15 protein-coding genes are annotated in these 18,724 nt (G+C 60.3%); 9 read left to right on the forward strand and 6 right to left on the reverse strand.

Features of this window, described 5'->3' with window-relative positions:
• The 9 genes from FIV05_RS26165 (at window position 1) to FIV05_RS26205 (ending at window position 10,381) form a co-directional block, all read left to right on the forward strand.
• On the forward strand, window positions 1-1,017 hold the full coding sequence (locus FIV05_RS26165) for an ABC transporter permease (protein ID WP_022999996.1): 1,017 nt from the start codon (window positions 1-3) through the stop codon (window positions 1,015-1,017).
• An 82-nt stretch (window positions 1,018-1,099) separates the two neighbouring features.
• The gene (locus FIV05_RS26170; protein ID WP_022999995.1) at window positions 1,100-2,080 is read left to right on the forward strand and encodes a substrate-binding domain-containing protein; all 981 of its coding nucleotides are present in this window, start codon (window positions 1,100-1,102) and stop codon (window positions 2,078-2,080) included.
• Between the two features lie 85 nt (window positions 2,081-2,165).
• On the forward strand, window positions 2,166-3,221 hold the full coding sequence (locus tag FIV05_RS26175) for a sugar phosphate isomerase/epimerase (RefSeq protein WP_152511527.1): 1,056 nt from the start codon (window positions 2,166-2,168) through the stop codon (window positions 3,219-3,221).
• Between the two features lie 249 nt (window positions 3,222-3,470).
• Window positions 3,471-4,631, forward strand: a complete 1,161-nt coding sequence (locus FIV05_RS26180) for a Gfo/Idh/MocA family oxidoreductase (protein WP_022999993.1) — start codon at window positions 3,471-3,473, stop codon at window positions 4,629-4,631.
• A gap of 459 nt (window positions 4,632-5,090) precedes the next feature.
• Window positions 5,091-6,044, forward strand: coding sequence for a galactofuranose ABC transporter, galactofuranose-binding protein YtfQ (gene ytfQ, locus FIV05_RS26185; protein ID WP_152511528.1), 954 nt, complete (start codon window positions 5,091-5,093; stop codon window positions 6,042-6,044).
• A 77-nt stretch (window positions 6,045-6,121) separates the two neighbouring features.
• Window positions 6,122-7,636 carry a sugar ABC transporter ATP-binding protein gene (locus FIV05_RS26190; protein ID WP_152511529.1) on the forward strand — a complete coding sequence of 505 codons (1,515 nt, stop codon included), beginning with the start codon at window positions 6,122-6,124 and terminating at the stop codon, window positions 7,634-7,636.
• On the forward strand, window positions 7,636-8,676 hold the full coding sequence (locus tag FIV05_RS26195) for an ABC transporter permease (RefSeq protein WP_152511530.1): 1,041 nt from the start codon (window positions 7,636-7,638) through the stop codon (window positions 8,674-8,676). The genes FIV05_RS26190 and FIV05_RS26195 overlap by 1 nt, the downstream gene beginning before the upstream one ends.
• A complete protein-coding gene (gene yjfF, locus FIV05_RS26200) occupies window positions 8,676-9,665 on the forward strand; it encodes a galactofuranose ABC transporter, permease protein YjfF (RefSeq protein WP_055659490.1) in 990 nt (329 codons plus the stop codon). The genes FIV05_RS26195 and yjfF overlap by 1 nt, the downstream gene beginning before the upstream one ends.
• Window positions 9,611-10,381 carry a FadR/GntR family transcriptional regulator gene (locus FIV05_RS26205; protein ID WP_209009797.1) on the forward strand — a complete coding sequence of 257 codons (771 nt, stop codon included), beginning with the start codon at window positions 9,611-9,613 and terminating at the stop codon, window positions 10,379-10,381. The genes yjfF and FIV05_RS26205 overlap by 55 nt, the downstream gene beginning before the upstream one ends.
• 152 nt (window positions 10,382-10,533) lie before the next feature.
• Here the strand turns inward: FIV05_RS26205 and FIV05_RS26210 are convergent, their stop codons facing one another.
• Genes FIV05_RS26210 through mmsA form a run of 6 tightly spaced genes read right to left on the reverse strand, consistent with a single transcriptional unit; the run spans window position 10,534 to window position 18,509 of the window.
• The gene (locus FIV05_RS26210) at window positions 10,534-12,042 is read right to left on the reverse strand and encodes an aldehyde dehydrogenase (NADP(+)) (protein WP_152511531.1); all 1,509 of its coding nucleotides are present in this window, start codon (window positions 12,040-12,042) and stop codon (window positions 10,534-10,536) included.
• A gap of 27 nt (window positions 12,043-12,069) precedes the next feature.
• Window positions 12,070-12,993 carry a Gfo/Idh/MocA family oxidoreductase gene (locus FIV05_RS26215; RefSeq protein WP_152511532.1) on the reverse strand — a complete coding sequence of 308 codons (924 nt, stop codon included), beginning with the start codon at window positions 12,991-12,993 and terminating at the stop codon, window positions 12,070-12,072.
• Entirely contained in the window at window positions 12,993-14,735 is a 1,743-nt protein-coding gene (gene araD, locus FIV05_RS26220) for an L-arabinonate dehydratase (protein WP_152511533.1), read from the reverse strand. The genes FIV05_RS26215 and araD overlap by 1 nt, the downstream gene beginning before the upstream one ends.
• A gap of 3 nt (window positions 14,736-14,738) precedes the next feature.
• Window positions 14,739-15,734, reverse strand: a complete 996-nt coding sequence (gene araD1 / locus FIV05_RS26225; protein ID WP_152511534.1) for an AraD1 family protein — start codon at window positions 15,732-15,734, stop codon at window positions 14,739-14,741.
• A gap of 4 nt (window positions 15,735-15,738) precedes the next feature.
• Window positions 15,739-16,983, reverse strand: coding sequence for a multiple monosaccharide ABC transporter permease (gene mmsB / locus FIV05_RS26230; RefSeq protein ID WP_152511535.1), 1,245 nt, complete (start codon window positions 16,981-16,983; stop codon window positions 15,739-15,741).
• 11 nt (window positions 16,984-16,994) lie between these two features.
• The gene (mmsA, locus tag FIV05_RS26235) at window positions 16,995-18,509 is read right to left on the reverse strand and encodes a multiple monosaccharide ABC transporter ATP-binding protein (protein WP_152511536.1); all 1,515 of its coding nucleotides are present in this window, start codon (window positions 18,507-18,509) and stop codon (window positions 16,995-16,997) included.
• Window positions 18,510-18,724: the final 215 nt, after the last annotated feature.

Raw genomic sequence — 18,724 nt, forward strand, 5'->3', positions numbered from 1 at the left:
ATGATGACCGCGTCTGACGATACAGCGGCCAAGCCGGCCAAGAGGTCTTCCATAGACTTCAAGACGATTGGCCCCGCAGTTGCCCTTCTGATCCTTTGCATCATCGGCTTTCTGCTGAACCCTGCCTTCGTCAGCGAAGGCAATCTGACCAACCTTCTGACCCGCTCTGCCTTCATCGGCATAATTGCTGTCGGGGCGACCTTCGTCATCACCGCCGGCGGCATCGATCTGTCTGTAGGGTCCATGGCGGCAGCCATTTCTGGTGTCATGATCATCATCATGAACAACGCCGTCGAGACCATGGGCAGCGGCGTTCCGACAGTTCTGCTCGGCTGCGGCCTAGCCATCGTGCTGGGCATCGGGGCCGGCTGGGTGAACGGTGCCCTGACCACCAAGGGCAAGATTGAAGCCTTCATCGTAACGCTCGGCACCATGGGCATCTATCGCTCGCTGGTGACCTACTTTGCCGATGGCGGCACCCTGTCGCTCAACTTCGATATTCGCGGAACCTACAGGCCTGTCTATTACGACACGTTTCTGGGCCTGCCCTTCCCTGTCTGGGTGTTCATCGCGGTTGCCATCTGCGGCTGGCTGCTGCTGAACCGCACCGCGTTCGGCCGCTATTGCACGGCCATCGGTTCGAACGAGGCTGTCGCCAGATATTCGGCGATCAACGTGGACCGTGTGAAGACGCTTACCTATGTCATCCAAGGCCTGTGCGTTTCCTTTGCCACCATCATTTACGTGCCCCGACTCGGCTCGGCGTCCGCGTCCACCGGCGTGTTGTGGGAACTTGAGGCGATCGCCGCGGTCATCATCGGCGGTACGGTCCTGAAGGGTGGGTATGGCCGGATCGGTGGCACCATCCTTGGTGCGCTCATTCTCACCACCATCGGCAACATTTTGAACTTCACCGATGTGATCTCGAATTACCTGAATGGAACCATGCAGGGCCTGATCATCATCGTCGCAGTGTTTCTTCAGCGCAGTGACTGGAAGCTCCGCAAGAGCAAGTAAGCCCCTGAGCTGATTTCAACCGAACCGGGACCCGTCCCCAATTCAAATACCGGATCGCACCGGACGGGAGAGGTGCGTCCAGATGGCAGCATTGAAGGAGGAAGCAATGCTCATGAAGAAAGCTTTGGGAGTGATCGCGGTAACCGGTGCGCTGGCCTTTGCGGGCGCTGCGGTTGCACAGGAAAAAATCAAGATCGGCGTCAGCTATCCGACCCCGACCCATGCCTGGGCAGCCGGCATGAACTGGCACGCGGAACAAGCGGAAAAGCGGCTTGAGGCGCTTTATCCGGATGTCGATCTCATCCTGGTGAACTCGCCGGATCCGGAAGCACAGGCAAGTGCCCTGGAAGACCTGGTCTCCGTTCACCAGATCAAAGCCCTGGTGGTTCTGCCGTTCGAATCCGAACCGCTGACCGACCCGGTGCTGAACGTCAAGAAATCCGGTGCATGGATCACGGTCGTCGACCGCGGCCTCAGCCAGCCGGGCATCGAAGACCTTTATGTGGCCGGCAACAACCCGGAACTGGGCCGTGTTTCCGCCCAGTACATGAAGACCCGTCTGAAGGACGGCGACAACATCGTCATCCTGCGCGGTATTCCGACGGTCATCGACAATGAGCGCTTCGACGCGTTCATGGCCGAGATTGAAGGCTCCGGCATCAACGTGCTCGACCACAAGCACGCCAACTGGAACCGCGACGACGGCTTTGAAGTGATGCAGGACTTCCTGTCCCGCTTCCCGGACATCGACGCGGTCTGGGCCCAGGACGACGACATCGCCATTGGCGTGGTTGCCGCCCTGAAACAGGCTGGCCGTGACGGCGACGGCATGTTCGTCGTTGGCGGTGCCGGCATGAAGGAAACCATCAAGGCAATCATGGACGGCGACACCCTTATTCCGGTCGACGTTCTCTATCCGCCGGCGATGATCGCCACCGCAATGGACCAGACGGTTGCCGCCTTCAAGTCCAACGGTCCGGTTGCTGGCCGCTACATTCTCGGTGCGACGCTGATCACGCCGGAAAATGCTGAAAACTACTACTTCCCGGATTCGCCCTTCTAAGGCTTCGGGACGTAGCAGGCCGGGGTCTTTCGCGATGGGACCCCGGCCCTTTCCACCTCACCTTCCCCGATTTCTGGAGAATGTCATGAAAACAATAAAGGGTCCGGCGTTGTTTCTCGCCCAGTTTGCGGGGGACGAAGCGCCGTTCAATTCCTGGGCGTCGATCACGAAATGGGCCGCGGACTGCGGCTATCTTGGCGTTCAGGTACCCAGTTGGGACAGCAGGCTGATCGACCTTGAAAAGGCCGCCAGTTCCAAGACCTATTGCGACGAATTCATTGGAACGGCGCGCGAGAACGGTGTCGAGATCACCGAGCTTTCGACCCACTTGCAGGGCCAGCTCGTTGCCGCGCACCCGGCCTATGACACGGCTTTCGACGGCTTTGCCGCGCCGCATGTCCATGGCAATCCTGCTGCCCGTCAGGCCTGGGCGGTCGACCAGGTCAAACTGGCCCTGGCCGCAAGCCGCAATCTCGGCATTTCAGCCCACGCCACCTTTTCCGGCGCGCTTGCCTGGCCCTATGTCTATCCGTGGCCGCAGCGCCCTGCCGGACTGATCGAAACCGCATTTGACGAACTTGCCAGACGCTGGCGTCCGATCCTCGACTATGCCGAGGAAATGGGGGTTGATGTCTGTTACGAAATTCACCCGGGTGAGGATCTGCATGACGGCATCACCTTCGAGATGTTCCTGGAGCGCGTCAACGGTCACGACCGCTGCAAGATGCTCTACGATCCGTCCCATTATGTGCTGCAGTGCCTGGATTATCTGGACAATATCGACATCTACAAAGACCGGATCGGCATGTTCCACGTCAAGGATGCGGAGTTCAACCCGACCGGACGTCAGGGTGTTTATGGCGGCTACCAGTCGTGGGTTGACCGCGCCGGCCGCTTCCGCTCCCTTGGCGATGGTCAGGTCGATTTCGGAGCCGTCTTTTCCAAGATGGCCGCGAATGATTTCGATGGCTGGGCCGTGGTTGAGTGGGAATGCTGCCTGAAGCACCCTGAAGACGGGGCTCGGGAAGGCGCGGACTTCGTAAAGGCTCACATCATCCGCGTGACCGAAAAGGCCTTTGACGATTTTGCCGACGGCGGCAGTGACGAGGCAGCCAACCGGAAGATGCTGGGGATCAACTAGAGTTTTGACTTCGACGAGGCAACAATTGAACGGGTCGGCGACGACGCTCGCCACCTCTCACTCTCGTCATGAGGAGGACCGCCCGGTCCGTTTCGAAGGGTGGGCTGCAATTTTGAAAACAAGTGGCCCCTCCCTCGAAAAAGCGCATCCGCGCTTCCTCAGCATGGGGTTTCTATGTATGTAAACAACGCGTGTAATCGATTACAGCGCGCGGCACGATAGAACAGAAACAGTTTCAGGAGGAGCGATATGGCCATCGAAGGAAAAGACACCGTGCAGACGCGCCCGATCCGGCTCGGCATGGTCGGCGGCGGCAAGGATGCCTTTATCGGCGCCGTTCACCGAATTGCCGCGCGCATCGACGGCGCCTACGACCTGGTGGCGGGGGCCCTGTCTTCCACCCCGGAGAAAGCTCTTGAATCTGGCCGCGCGCTCGGCCTCAAGGAAGATCGCATCTATGGCTCTTTCGAGGAAATGGCCAAGCGTGAAGCCCGGCTGAAAGACGGCATAGAAGCCGTTGCGATCGTGACGCCGAACCACATGCACTATCCCGCGGCGAAGGAATTCCTGAAACGCGGGATCCATGTCATCTGCGACAAGCCTCTGACTTCGACCCTGGCCGATGCCAAGAAATTCGTGAAGGCTGCGGAAAGCTCCGATGCCCTCTTCTTCCTGACCCACAACTACACCGGTTATCCGATGGTTCGGCAGGCACGCGAGATGGTGGCCAGTGGCGACCTTGGCACGATCCGCGTCGTTCAGGTGGAGTATCCCCAGGACTGGCTGACGGTGGAACAGCACAACAAGCAGGCTGATTGGCGTACCGACCCTGCGCGCACGGGCCTTGGCGGCTCCACGGGCGATATCGGCACTCACGCCTATAATCTTGCCTGCTTCATCACAGGCCAGTCGGCGGAAAGCCTTGCAGCCGACCTGCAGTCCTTCGTTCCGGGCCGTCAGGTGGATGACAACGGCCACGTGATGCTGCGCTACGCCAGCGGCGCGCGCGGCATGCTGTGGTGTTCGCAGGTGGCACCGGGCAACGAGAACAATCTCAAGATCCGGATCTATGGCGACAAGGCCGGGCTCGAGTGGCACCAGGAAGACCCGAACTATCTCCACTACACGCCTTTCGGAAAGCCGAAGCAGCTGCTGACACGGGGTGGTGCGGGCATGCTCGACAGCATCGCCTCGGCCACACGTGTGCCGCCAGGACATCCGGAAGGCTATCTGGAAGGCTTCGCCAACCTCTACAAGGACGCTGCCGATGCCATCCGTGCCCACCAGTCCGGCAAGGACGCCAGCTCTCTGGTTCCGGGAATCACAGACGGGCTTGCCGGCGTGCGCTTTGTCGACGCCTGCGTCCGCTCTTCGGCGAAAAACGCTGCCTGGGTGAAGCTGGACGGATAGTCTTGCCCATCGTCGCACTTCACGAAGCCCGGGCCCTGTTGCCCGGGCTTTTGTCGTTTTCAGGGCAGCTCCCTCGAGAAAGCAGGGCCACAGAACAACATCCTTGCCGCTCTCGGCAATTCCACACGGTGGTGTGTACTGTACCCTGGATCTTGACTTGGAGCGGGAGGACCAATGGCGAGCCACATACCTTCCTCGTTGCCCCATGGCTTGACCGTGGTTTCCATGCCGATTCCTGACCTCTGTCACGCCTCCCGGAAATGGCCCCGCATCGGCGTGGATTGCCGGATCAGGTCCGGGAACGACGAAGGAAAGATGCAATCCAGATCGTTATTTTTTTCATTATTACAGATACTTACCTATCCCGTTCGCACCGCACAACGCTACTCGCTTTACAAAAGTAATAAAGTATTACTTAATGATTTTTGTGAGGAGAATATACCTTGTGGAGGAGACCCTATGAAACTCAAGGCAATGCTTATTGCCGGGGCAATGTCGTTTGTCCCGATGACCGCCATGGCTGCCGATCTGACCATCGGTTTTTCGCAGATCGGATCTGAATCCGGTTGGCGTGCAGCTGAAACAACTGTCACCAAGCAGGAAGCTGAAAAGCGCGGCATTGATCTGAAATTCGCCGATGCCCAGCAGAAGCAGGAAAACCAGATCAAGGCGATCCGGTCCTTCATCGCACAGGGTGTCGATGCGATCCTGCTCGCTCCTGTGGTTGCCACCGGTTGGGACGAAGTCCTGGAAGAAGCCAAGGATGCAGAGATCCCGGTCGTGCTGCTTGACCGGACTGTCGACGCACCGGAAGATCTCTACATGACCGCCGTCACGTCGGACCTTGTTCACGAAGGCAGCGTCGCCGGCCAGTGGCTGGTTGATGAAACTGCCGGCGAGAAGTGCGACATCGTCGAACTTCAGGGAACAACCGGTTCCAGCCCCGCCATCGACCGCAAGAAGGGTTTCGAGCAGGCGATTTCCGGTCATGACAATCTGAACATTGTCCGCAGCCAGACCGGCGACTTCACCCGAAGCCAGGGCAAGGTCGTCATGGAAAGCTTCCTGAAGGCCGTTGGCGGCGCCAACATCTGTGCCCTTTATGCTCACAACGACGACATGGCTGTCGGTGCCATCCAGGCGATCAAGGAAGCCGGCCTGAAGCCCGGTGAGGACATCAAGATCGTCTCGATCGACAGTGTTCCGGACATCCACCTGGCGATGGCAAACGGCGAAGCCAATGCCACGATCGAACTGACCCCGAACATGGCTGGCCCGGCGCTGGACGCGCTTGAAGCCTTCCTTGCAGATGGCACGATGCCGCCGAAGTGGATCCAGACCGAGTCCAAACTCTACACGCTCAAAGATGATAACATGGCCATCTACGAGATGAAGAAAGACCTGGGATACTAAGAACGATCCCGATGCCGGGTGGCCTGCCGCCCGGCATCTCAAGGTTCAGGAAGTCCGACTTCGGGGGAAGCCGATACATGGCGAGCGTAACCGACCCTGTGCTCGAATGCCGGGGCATATCCAAATTCTTTCCGGGAGCCATAGCGCTGGATGCAGTGGACCTGACCCTTTATCCGGGTGAAGTGCATGCGCTGCTCGGCGAAAACGGGGCCGGAAAATCCACCCTGATCAAATGCCTGACCGGCGCCTATCGGCGCGATGCCGGCACCATCCTCCTGAACAACCGGGAAATCTCGCCCAACAGCACTCAGGACAGCCAGAAACTGGGTATCGGCACCGTCTACCAGGAAGTGAACCTGCTACCGAACCTGACCGTTGCGGAGAACCTTTTTCTCGGCCGTCAGCCGATGTGGCACGGGTTCATTTCCCAGCGCAAGATGATGAAGATGGCGCGGGACCTGCTTGCCGAATTCGGCCTCTCCGTCAATCCGGCCGAACCGCTGTCGGCCTATTCCGTCGCCGTACAACAGGTGGTCGCGATTGCCCGCGCCGTCGAGCTTTCCGGCAAGGTTCTGATCCTTGACGAACCGACAGCCAGCCTCGACCGGGACGAAGTCGACCTTGTTTTTTCGGTCATTGAAAAACTGAAGGCGCGTGGCCTTGCCATTGTCTTCATCACGCATTTTCTCGACCAGGTGTTCGAGATCTCCGACCGGGCAACAGTGCTGAGAAACGGCCGTGTGGTTGGCACCCGTCAGCTTGCAGACGCAACCCAGACCGAGATCGTGACGCTGATGCTCGGCCGGCAGCTGGAAGATCGCATCCACGACCGCGCCCCGTCGGCAACCGGCGACACATTGATCGAGCTGACGAACTTCGGCAAACGCGGCATGATCACGCCGTTTGACCTGACCGTGCGCAAGGGCGAAGTCGTCGGCCTTGCCGGGCTTCTGGGGTCCGGACGTACCGAAACTGCCGAAATCATCTTTGGTGCCGTGCAGGCTGACCAGGGCGAAGCGCTGCTGGAAGGCAAGAAGGTCACCATCAAGAACCCGCGTGAGGCCGTCGCGCACCGGTTTGCGCTCTGTCCGGAAGACCGGAAGAGCGACGGTATCGTCGGCGATCTTTCCGTACGGGAGAACATCATTCTGGCTCTGCAGGCCCGCCAGGGCTGGTTCCGGCCACTACCGAAAGCAAAGGTCAATGAACTGGCGGAAGCCTATGTCAAGGCCCTCGACATTCGCCTCGCCAGCCTGGACATGCCAATCCGCCTGCTTTCTGGCGGTAACCAGCAGAAGGCACTGCTGGCAAGATGGCTGGCGACCAATCCGGCCTTCCTGATCCTGGATGAACCGACACGCGGCATTGATGTCGGCGCCCACGCGGAAATCATCGCCCTTATCGAGAAGCTGCGCGAAGACGGCATGGCGCTTCTTGTGGCCTCGTCCGAACTGGAGGAGCTCGTCGCCTATTCCACCAGGGTGATCGTGCTGCGTGACCGGCGTCAGGTTTGCGAACTTGCCGGTGACGACATCACGACTTCCAACATTGTCGCGGCCATTGCCGACGAACCCATGGCGGAGGCCGTTTGATGACCGCACATGTTCACAACACCCTCCGTCGGATCACCCCGCAGCTGATCATCCTGGCTGCCGTTCTGATGCTGAACTTCATGGTATTCCCGGATTTCTTCCGGATAGAATTCCAGAACGGGCGCCTCTTCGGCAATCTGATTGACGTGCTCAATCGTGCCGCGCCAACCGCCCTTCTGTGTATCGGCATGACACTGGTCATCGCGACCAGAGGCATCGATCTGTCGGTTGGTGCTGTCATGGCAATTGCCGGTGCGGTTGCCGCTTCCCTTGCCGTGGATGGACATGGCTGGCACGTCGCCCTTACCGGTGCGCTTGCCGTCGGTGCGATCTGCGGCCTGTGGAACGGCGTGCTGGTTGCTGTCCTGCGCATTCAGCCGATCGTCGCAACGCTTGTGCTGATGGTGGCCGGCCGGGGCATTGCCCAGTTGGTGACGGAGGGAACGATCCTGACCTTCCTGGATCCCGGCCTCATCCACCTGGGCGCCGGCACGATCCTGGGCATTCCGACCCCGATCCTGATCTGGATCGGGCTTGGGCTCGCGGTTGCGGCAGTCGTCCGCAAGACCGCGCTTGGCATGCTGATCGAGGCAATCGGCATCAACGAGAGCTCTTCGCGCCTTGCGGGCATCAACAGCCGTGTGCTGATCATCTCGGTCTATCTGATTTCCGGTGTCTGCGCGGCCCTGGCCGGTGTCATCGTCGCGGCGGACATCAAGGGGGCAGACGCCAACAATGCCGGTCTCTGGCTGGAACTTGATGCCATCCTTGCGGTGGTCATTGGTGGCAACTCGCTGCTTGGCGGGCGTTTTTCGATCATGGCGTCACTGCTCGGAGCCCTGATCATCCAGTCGGTCAATTCGGTGATCCTGCTGTCCGGCATGCCGCCTGAATTCAACCTGGTCATCAAGGCACTTATCATCATCGCGATCCTGGTCATCCAGTCTCCGACCGTGAAACACGCGCTTTACATCTTGCGGGCTTCCGCGGAGCCCCAGCCGTCCGACCCCATCAAGGAAGCGAAAGAAAGCCCGCAATGATCCGCTCCACTCATCTGCCGCTTCTGATCACCATCGCGACTTTCGTGCTGGCCTACACGCTGTGCGCGTCGCAATACCCGGCGATGCTGTCGACACGGGTCGTCGCGAACCTTCTGACAGACAACGCCTTTCTTGGAATAGCCGCCGTCGGCATGACCTTCGTGATCCTTTCGGGGGGTATCGATCTTTCGGTCGGCTCGGTGATCGCCTTTACCGGCGTCTTTCTGGCTGTGATCCTGAGGGATACCTCGATCCATCCGCTGGTCGCCTTTGTCCTGGTACTGGCGATCACCATTTCCTTCGGCGCGGCGATGGGGGCGATGATCCACTATCTGGAGATGCCGCCCTTCATCGTCACGCTGGCAGGCATGTTCCTGGCCCGCGGCGCGGCCTATGTGCTGTCGACCGACAGCGTGCCGATCACCCATGAGTTCTACGACACACTGCAGTCGCTTTACTGGAAGGCTCCGGGCGGTGGACGTTTCCGGCTCACCGGCATGATCATGCTGCTGACCTTCCTCGTCGGGATCATCGTCGCTCACCGCACCCGCTTCGGCCAGAATGTCTATGCACTTGGCGGCGGGCTGTCGACAGCCCGGCTGATGGGCGTGCCCCTGGCAAGAACCACCATCGGAATCTACGCCACGTCAGGCGGCCTTGCCGGACTAGCCGGGATCATCTTCTCTCTCTACACGTCCGCCGGCTATTCACTGGCAACGGTCGGGGTCGAACTCGACGCCATCGCGGCGGTGGTGATCGGCGGCACATTGCTTACCGGCGGCACTGGTTTTGTCGCAGGCACATTCTTTGGCATTTTGATCATGGGGTTGATACAAACCTTTATCGTGTTCGACGGAACGCTTTCGAGCTGGTGGACAAAGATCGTGATCGGCGGTTTGCTCTTCGGCTTCATCTTGCTTCAGAAGGGACTCACTTGGGCAACGACACTGCGCAGAAAACCAGCGACAGAGTTCGCCGCGCAATCATGACCTTCGTCGCCACCGGCGGGTTGGGAAGCCAGATCGGAAACCATACCGATCAGGTTGTCGAGCAACTGGGAAGAGCCATCGTTGCAGGTGAGTATCCGCCGGAAACGATGATCCCCCTGGACCCGGACATTTCGGAAATGTTCGACGTCTCGCGCACGGTGGTGCGGGAAGCGAAGAAGACGCTGATCGCAAAAGGCCTGATCCAGTCGAAAGCCAAGGTTGGAACCCATGTCCGGCCCGCATCCGAATGGAACATGTTCGATCCGGACGTCCTGCGCTGGCACGCTGCGCTCAACAACCAGCGTCCGTTTCTGGAAGACCTGTTCGAGATCCGCCTGATCTTCGAACCGGCGGCGGCAGGCAGCGCCGCCAAGCGCGCAACCGATGCGGAATGCGTGACCCTGTCCAAACTCTGCGACAACCTTGCCAGCGGCAAGGACAGGGCTGCCGTGGCCGTGGCCGATCTGGAGTTTCACAAGATGATTCTGAAGCTCTCCGGCAATCGCTTCCTGCAATCGCTTGGAGATCTTGTTCAGGCCGCGCTCTACTCCCTCTTCATTGCCGAGGCCAACGAGCGCAACGACCAGGAAACCTACGAGTTCGTCGAGCGTCACCGCGCCATCGTCACGGCCATCAAGGCCGGAGACGCGAAGGCCGCTCATGACGCCATGGTCGCCGTCATCCTGGCCGGCCGGAAGATCGAACTGAATATCTGAGGCTTCAAACTTGAAAAAACGCCTCATCCTGAGGAGCGCACTTGTGCGCGTCTCGAAGGATGGGCCACTTGTTCAGAGCAAGGTGCCCATCCTTCGAGACGGACCTGAAGGTCCTCCTCAGGATGAGGTCGTCATTTGATCGCCCACCCGGCTCAGCTGGCCGGCAGCAGGTCGTCCGGCAGGTTCTGGTAGCAGACCGGGCGCAGGAAGCGCCGGATAGCCATCGTGCCGACGGAGGTGGCGCCGAAGTTGGTCGATGCCGGGTAAGGCCCACCGTGAACCATGCTGTCGGCAACTTCCACACCGGTCGGGAAGCCGTTGGCAAGCACGCGGCCTGCCTTGCGCTCCAGCACCGGCATCAGCTTGCGGGCAAGGTCCTTGTCGCCGGCATCCATCTGCAACGTGCAGGTGAGCTGGCCTTCCAGGCTCTTGGCGATTTCCAGAAGCTGTGCTTCATCCTTCACGCGGACCACGATGCCGAGCGGGCCGAAGACTTCCTCGCCCAGTTCCTCGTTGGCCAGCCAGTTGTCGCCAGTGGTCTCGAAGACGTAAGGCGCGGCTTCACGGGTCTCGCAGGACGTGCCGATCAGTTCGCGGACACCGCTGGAAGCGGCAACCCGCTTGGAACCGGACCGGTAGGCGGCCGCAATTCCGTCTGTCAGCATGGTCTGCTTGCCAATGCCGCCGAGGGCTTCTGTTGCTGTCGCAACGAAGGCGTCCGCATCCGGACCTTCGAGCACCAGGATAACGCCCGGGTTGGTGCAGAACTGGCCAGCACCCATTGTCAGCGATCCGGCCCAGCCCTTTGCAATTGCCTCGCCGCGAGCGGAGAGCGCCTCGGGAAGCAGGAACATCGGGTTGACCGAACCAAGTTCACCAAAGAACGGGATCGGCACCGGGCGCTGTGCGCACATGTCGAACAGGGCACGGCCGCCACGCAGGGAGCCAGTGAAACCGACGGCGGTGATCAGCGGGTGCTGAACAAGCGCCTGGCCAACCTCGAAACCATTGCCCTGGATGAAGGAGAAGACACCCGGATGCAGGCCGCAGGACTTGATGGCTGCGGCGATCGCCTCGGCGACGATCTCACCGGTGCCCGGATGGGCCGGGTGGCCACGGACGACCACGGGGCAGCCGGCAGCCAGAGCCGATGCCGTATCTCCGCCGGCGGTCGAGAATGCCAGCGGGAAGTTGGAAGCACCAAAGACCGCGACCGGTCCGATCGGGCGCTGGACCAGCTTCAGGTCCGGGCGCGGCAGAGGCTGACGGTCCGGCAGAGCTTCGTCATGACGCTTGTCGAGATAATCGCCTTTCAGAATATGCGAGGCAAACAGGCGCAACTGGCCGGTGGTGCGACCACGCTCGCCCTGAAGACGCGCTTCCGGCAAACCGGTTTCGGAAGTGCCGATCTCGGTGATGGCGTCCGCACGGGCTTCAATCTCGTCTGCAATGGCATTGAGGAATTTCGCCCGCTCTTCACTGCTGGAATAACCATAGCTCCAGAAGGCTTCTTCCGCTGCGCGGCAGGCCGCGTCCACCTGGTCGGCGGTACCGACGGAAAAAGCGTGAGACGCGCCATGCGCCGGTTCGGAGGTGAATGTTGCATCGCCAGCAACCCATTGCCCTGCAACAAGCTGCTTTCCGTGAGGCATAAAAGTCATGTCAAACCTTCTGGTTTTGAAGATGGATCAGAATTCGAACGGATCAGTGATGACGCGCCGCCCAAGAGAAAAGGCGTCGCACACATGGATCAACGGCGAGAGATCGACGTCGCTCGTGCCCGATTTCACCAGATCCGCCATACGGACGTAGAGGTTGGCATATTCATGGTTCGCCCCCTGTATAACGGGCTCACCGTCGATTTCCAGCTTCTCACCGCCAAGTGACAGCTTTGCGGCGCCCCGGTCGGTTTCAACGTCGATGTCCCATGTCTGGGGTCCTTCCTGACGCCAGTCGAAATCGGCGGACATTTCCGCACCAACCGGATCTGCGAAGGTCAGCCCGGCGGCAATCGGCGTTGCCCGGTTCTCCGGAAACTCCAGCGTCGCACCGGTGAGGTGAACCGGATAGGGAAGAACTTCGGTCAGGATCGAGAGCGCATTGATGCCTGGATCGAAGACCCCCATGCCACCCGGCTCCCAGATCCATTCCTGGCCGGGATGCCAACGGCGAACATCTTCCTTCCAGGTGATCTTGAGCCGTTTCAACGTGCGTTCGGCAAGGAATGCCTTCAGCGCCGGCACGCTGTCGGCGTAGCGGGAGTGCCAGGTGGCGAACAACGTCACCCCGTGTTCCCTTGCAAGTGCCTCCAGCGCATAGCATTCGGCCAGGCTCTGACCCGGCGGCTTTTCCAGCATCACATGCTTGCCGGCCTTCAAGGCCTTGGCCGCATACTCGAACCGAGGTTGCGGCGGAATGGCGAGCGAGACCGTGGTGATATCCGGCCGCTTTTCCAGAAGCTCGTCGATCGTCTGGAAGTGATCGATCCCGTCAACGCCGGCGTGACGGCTGACCGCCGCCTCCAGCTGCCAGTCCGGATTACCGGCAATTGCCGGAATGTGCTGATCGCGGGCAATCTTGCCGATGCCCACCAGCGCCAGTTTTTCTGCCATCAATGTGAATCCTTCGGCACTGCGGAACCGCGACAGCCTTTCAGGAAGTCGAAATCGGCGCCGGTGTCGGCACCCTGGACGTGGTCATGGAACAGACGGGCGTAGCCGCTGTCCGGAACATGGTGCGACGGCTTCCATGCTGCAAGCCGTGCGGACAATTCCTGTTCGGAAATGTCGAGATGGATTGTCCGGTTCGCAACATCCAGTTCGATCATGTCGCCGTCTTTCACCACAGCCAGCGGTCCACCGGCAGCCGCCTCCGGAGAGGTATGCAGGACAACGGTGCCATAAGCCGTGCCGGACATGCGCGCATCCGAAATGCGGACCATGTCGGTAATGCCTTTCTTCAGCACCTTGGGCGGCAAGCCCATGTTGCCGACTTCCGACATGCCCGGATACCCCTTGGGGCCGCAGTTTTTCAGCACCATGACGCAGGTTTCGTCGATGTCGAGGGTGTCGTCGTTGATCTTGGCCTTGTAGTCATCGATATCCTCAAAGACCACTGCCCTGCCCTTGTGCTGCATCAGATGCGGCGACGCGGCAGACGGTTTCAGGACAGCGCCATTGGGTGCAAGGTTGCCCTTCAGAATCGCGATACCACCCTGGCTGGTCAGCGCCTTATCCGCCGGCAGGATGACATCCTCGTTCCAGTTCTTCACGTCCTTGACCTGGTCCCACATGGTCTCGCCGGAAACGGTGATGGCATCCTTGTTGAGCATGCCCGCCTCGCCGAGGCGCTTGATCACCACCGGCAGACCACCTGCATAGAAGAACTCTTCCATCAGGTATTTGCCGGAGGGCATCAGGTTGACGATGGTCGGAATGTCCCGACCTGCCTTGTCCCAATCATCAAGCGAGAGGTCTATGCCGACACGGCCGGCGATGGCCAGCAGGTGGATGACAGCATTCGTCGATCCGCCAATGGCGCCATTGGTGCGGATGGCGTTCTCGAAGGCTTCCCGGGTCAGGATATCGGACGGTTTCAGATCGTCCTTCACCATCTGCACGATCCGCCGGCCGGAGAGATGCGCCATCACCCGGCGGCGGCTGTCGACAGCCGGGATGGCGGCATTGCCGGACAGCGCCATGCCGAGCGCCTCGGCCATAGAGGCCATGGTGGATGCCGTGCCCATAGTGTTGCAGCTGCCTGGGGACCGGCTCATGGCGGCCTCGGCCTCCAGAAACTCCTCCTGGGTCATTTCCCCAGCCTTCACCGCCTCGGAGAATTTCCAGAGGTGCGTGCCGGATCCGACCCGTTCGCCCTGGAACCAGCCGTTCAGCATTGGGCCGCCGGTGACGACAATTGCCGGAATATCGACGGAGGCTGCGCCCATCAGCAAAGAAGGCGTGGTCTTGTCGCAGCCAACCAGCAAGACGACACCATCCAGTGGTGCTCCGCGGATCGCCTCTTCCACATCCATGCTGGCAAGGTTGCGAAACATCATCGCGGTCGGACGCAGCGTGCTCTCGCCGGTCGAGAACACGGGGAACTCCACCGGAAAGCCGCCGGCCTCGTAGATCCCGTGTTTGACGCGCTCCGCCAGATCGCGCAGATGCGCGTTGCAGGGCGTGAGTTGAGACCAGGTGTTGCAGATGCCAATAACCGGGCGACCATCGAAGAGGTCGTCCGGCAGACCCTGGTTCTTCATCCAGCTGCGGTGATAGATGTGGTCACGGCTGGTGCCGCCGAACCATTCGGTCGACCGCAGTTTGCGCGGCCATTTCGCCGGTTTGAATGCCATGATCTAAAGAACCTTCACTTGAGCCGCCCCGGCTTCCGCAGCCTTGAAAGCCAAGCGGTTTTTCAGGGGAACGCCGAACCCCGGCGCGGAAATCTCGACCTCGTCCCCTTCCCGGCAGCCAATGCCATCGGCGAAGGAAAGCGTTGCCGTGCCGAACATGTGTACGTGCAGATCGCCCGGCTGGCGGAAAACGTCATACTTGAAATGATGGTGTTCCAGGTTCGCCAGCGTGTGGGACATGTTGCCTTCGCCCGACAGGAATGGCTTTTCCCAAAGCACTGCGCCGTCACGGTAGATCCGGCTGGTACCTTCAACCTTCTCCGGAAGCGAACCGACCATCAGCTCCGGCCCGAAGGAGGCCGGACGCAGCTTGGAATGTGCCAGGTACAGATAGTTCTGGCGCTCCATCACGTGATCGGAGAACTCGTTGGCGAGCGCGAAGCCGACACGGAACGGCGTTCCGTCCTCGGCAATAACATATACCCCGGCAATCTCCGGTTCCTCGCCGCCATCCTCGCAGAAACCGGGACTGACAAGATCACCGCCCGGCGCCACCGCGCAGGAACCGTTGCCCTTGTAGAACCATTCCGGCTGGACGCCGACATGACCCGGCTGCGGCCGACCGCCTTCAAGGCCGAGCTGGAACATCTTCATGCTGTCCGTGACGTTGGCATCGTCGTTCTTCGCCTTGGCGTGCATGGCGTCACGAGTTGCCGCGGACCCCAGGTGCGTCAGCCCTGTGCCGGTCAGATGCATATGGGCTGCGTCCGGGTGATCGATCGGCAGCAGCAACCGGCCTTCGGAGGCCAGCTGTTCCAGGTCGACCGCCGCACCAAGTTCATGTCCTCGGATGCATTCGGTCAGGCTCTGGCCTTTTGCGATGGCTTCCTGAACCAGCTCGTAGGTGGAGGCAACTCCCTTCAGGACAGAAGCTTCGCTGCCGTTGCGGACGACCACGGCACGTTTGCCGGCATCATCCAGGATCTGGGAAATCAGCATAGCGTTACCCCTGTTTGTTCTTGTTGTAGACGTCGAAAATTACGGCTGCGAGCAGCACGAGGCCCTTGATCATCTGCTGGTAGTCGATACCGATGCCCATGATCGACATGCCGTTGTTGAGCACGCCCATGAGGAAAGCCCCGACAACCGCGCCAATGATGGTGCCGACCCCGCCGGACATGGACGCCCCGCCGATGAAGACGGCCGCAATCACGTCCAGTTCCAATGCGAAGCCGGCCTTGGGCGTTGCGGTGTTGAGACGTGCAGCGAATACGAGACCCGCGGCAGCAGCCAGAACGCCCATGTTGGTGAAAGCCAGGAAGGTCAGTCGTTCGGTCTTGATACCGGACAGTTTGGCAGCCTTCTGGTTGCCGCCGAGTGCGTAGATCCGACGGCCGACCGTCGTCGTTTCGGTGATGAAGGCATAGATGATCGTAAGGACGCCCATGGTGATGAGCACATTCGGCAGGCCGCGGAACAGGGACAGCTTGAACATCACGAACACCAGTGCGGCAGCAATGATCACGTTGCGGGCGACAAAGAAGCTCGTCGGCTCATCCTCGATGCCGTAGGCCTTGTTCTGTGCCCGCTGGCGCATGCCGATCCAGACCACAAGGGCTGCGGCCACAACACCGGTTGCGAGCGCAAGAACATTGACCTTGCGAGCTCCGAAGAGATCCGCCAGTGCTTCCCCCATGCCGGCCGGGAACATGTCCGGTACGAAACCGGTGGCAATGATCTGGAATTCCTTCGGGAACGGCCCCACCGACTGACCTTCGAGAAGCCAGAGCGACAGGCCGCGGAAGACGAGCATGCCTGCCAGCGTCACGATGAACGACGGTATCTTCCAATAGGCGACCCAATACCCCTGGGCAGCGCCGATCAGTCCGCCGATGGCCAGGCAGACGATCATCGTGATGTACGGCGATTGGCCGTAGTTGACGATCATGACCGCGGCGAGCGCCCCGATGAAGCCCATCACCGAACCGACCGACAGGTCGATGTTGCCCGAGACGATAACGATCAGCATGCCGAGCGCCATGATGATGATGTAGGAGTTCTGCAGCAGCAGGTTGGTGATGTTCACCGCACGCAGCAGCGTGCCGTCGGTAACCACCTCGAAGAAGGCCATCACCGCAATCAGCGCGAACAGCAGTCCGTATTGCCGCAAATGCGAGGAGATATACTCGCCGATGCCCTTGGTCTTCACGACCGGCGTCGCATTGGTGTCGCTATCAGCCAGTTCCATGGGTTTTTCTCTCACTCGTTGACAATGAGCGACATGATGCGCTCCTGGCTCGCATCGCCGGCGGCAAGTTCACCGACGAGAGCCCCTTCGTTCATGACGTAGACCCGGTCGCACATGCCGAGCAGTTCCGGCATTTCCGACGAGATCATGACCACGCCTTTGCCCTGCGCGGCGAGGTCGTTGATGATGGTGTAGATTTCGTATTTGGCGCCGACGTCGATGCCGCGGGTCGGCTCGTCCAGGATCAGCACTTCCGGCGCGGTGAACAGCCATTTGGCCAGCACCACCTTCTGCTGATTGCCTCCGGAAAGGTTGACCGTTTTCTGGAACACCGACGGCGTGCGGATCGCCAGCGCTTCCCGGTATCTCTCGGCAACGCGGGTTTCCTCGTTGCGCTTGAGGATGGGCCCGGAGGAAACGCCGTTCAGGTTGGCGAGCGTCGTGTTGAACCGGATCGTCTCGTCCAGAACCAGTCCGAGGGCCTTGCGGTCTTCGGTGACGTAGGAGATGCCGGCTGCAATTGCCCGATCCACGGTGCTGACATCAATCGGCTGGCCCTTGAGCTTCACCGATCCGCTGATGTTACGGCCATAGGACCGGCCGAAGATGGACATGGCCAGTTCGGTCCGACCCGATCCCATCAGTCCGGCAATGCCGACGACCTCGCCTGCCCGGACATTGAAGGAAGCGTTCTTGATCACGCGCCGTTCGGAATGCTCGGGATGCCAGACGGACCAGTCCGTGACTTCCATCAGGACATCGCCCGGGGTTCGGCTGTGCTCCGGGAACCGGTGCGTCATGTCCCGACCGACCATGTCGCGAACGATATCGTCCTCGCTCAAGCCTGCCTTGGCGTCGAGGTTCGACACGGTCATGCCGTCACGGATCACCGTAACGCTGTCCGCGACATATCGGACTTCGTTGAGCTTGTGCGAGATGATGATGCTGGTGACGCCCTGCGCCTTGAGTTCCAGCATGAGATCAAGCAGCTTGCGGCTGTCGTTTTCCTGCAGTGCCGCGGTCGGCTCGTCCAGGATCAACAGCTTGACGTCCTTCGACAAAGCCTTTGCAATTTCGACGAGCTGCTGCTTGCCGACGCCGATGGAGTCGACCTTGGTCGTCGGGGGCTCCGAAAGACCGACCTTGGCGAGCAGTTCTTCTGTCCGCTGGTTGGTTTTCCGCCAGTCGATCACGCCCTTGCTGGCGCATTCGTTGCCCAGGAAGATGTTTTCGGCAATCGAAAGCTGCGGCACCAGGGCAAGTTCCTGGTGAATGATGATGATGCCCTGCTTTTCACTGTCCGATATGCCGGAGAACCGGGCCGGTTCGCCTTCAAAAATAATCTCGCCGTCATATTGACCGTGCGGATAGACGCCGGACAGAACCTTCATCAGTGTGGATTTGCCTGCGCCATTCTCGCCGACGACGGCGTGAATTTCGCCCTTCTGGACATCCAGGTTGACCCGGTCCAGCGCCTTCACGCCGGGAAAGGTCTTGCTGATGTTCTGCATGGAAAGGAGTGCCATCGACCCCGTTCTCCGAATTCCGAGGAAAGACCCGCCCACCGAGCCGGACAATCAGGGTCCGGGTCCATTCCGCTCTTCCAGGACTGCGAGGAAGAGCGGAATTGCCGTGTCGATGGGTGGTAAGTGCTGCCGGACCAGCGGAAGATCAATCGGATGGGATCGATCCTCCTGAAGCTGATCACGTCCAAAGTGCCGGAGCATCCGGTGGTGAGCGC

This window comes from Labrenzia sp. THAF191a, assembly GCF_009363335.1.
In the GTDB taxonomy this organism is placed as follows: Bacteria; Pseudomonadota; Alphaproteobacteria; order Rhizobiales; family Stappiaceae; genus Roseibium; species Roseibium algicola.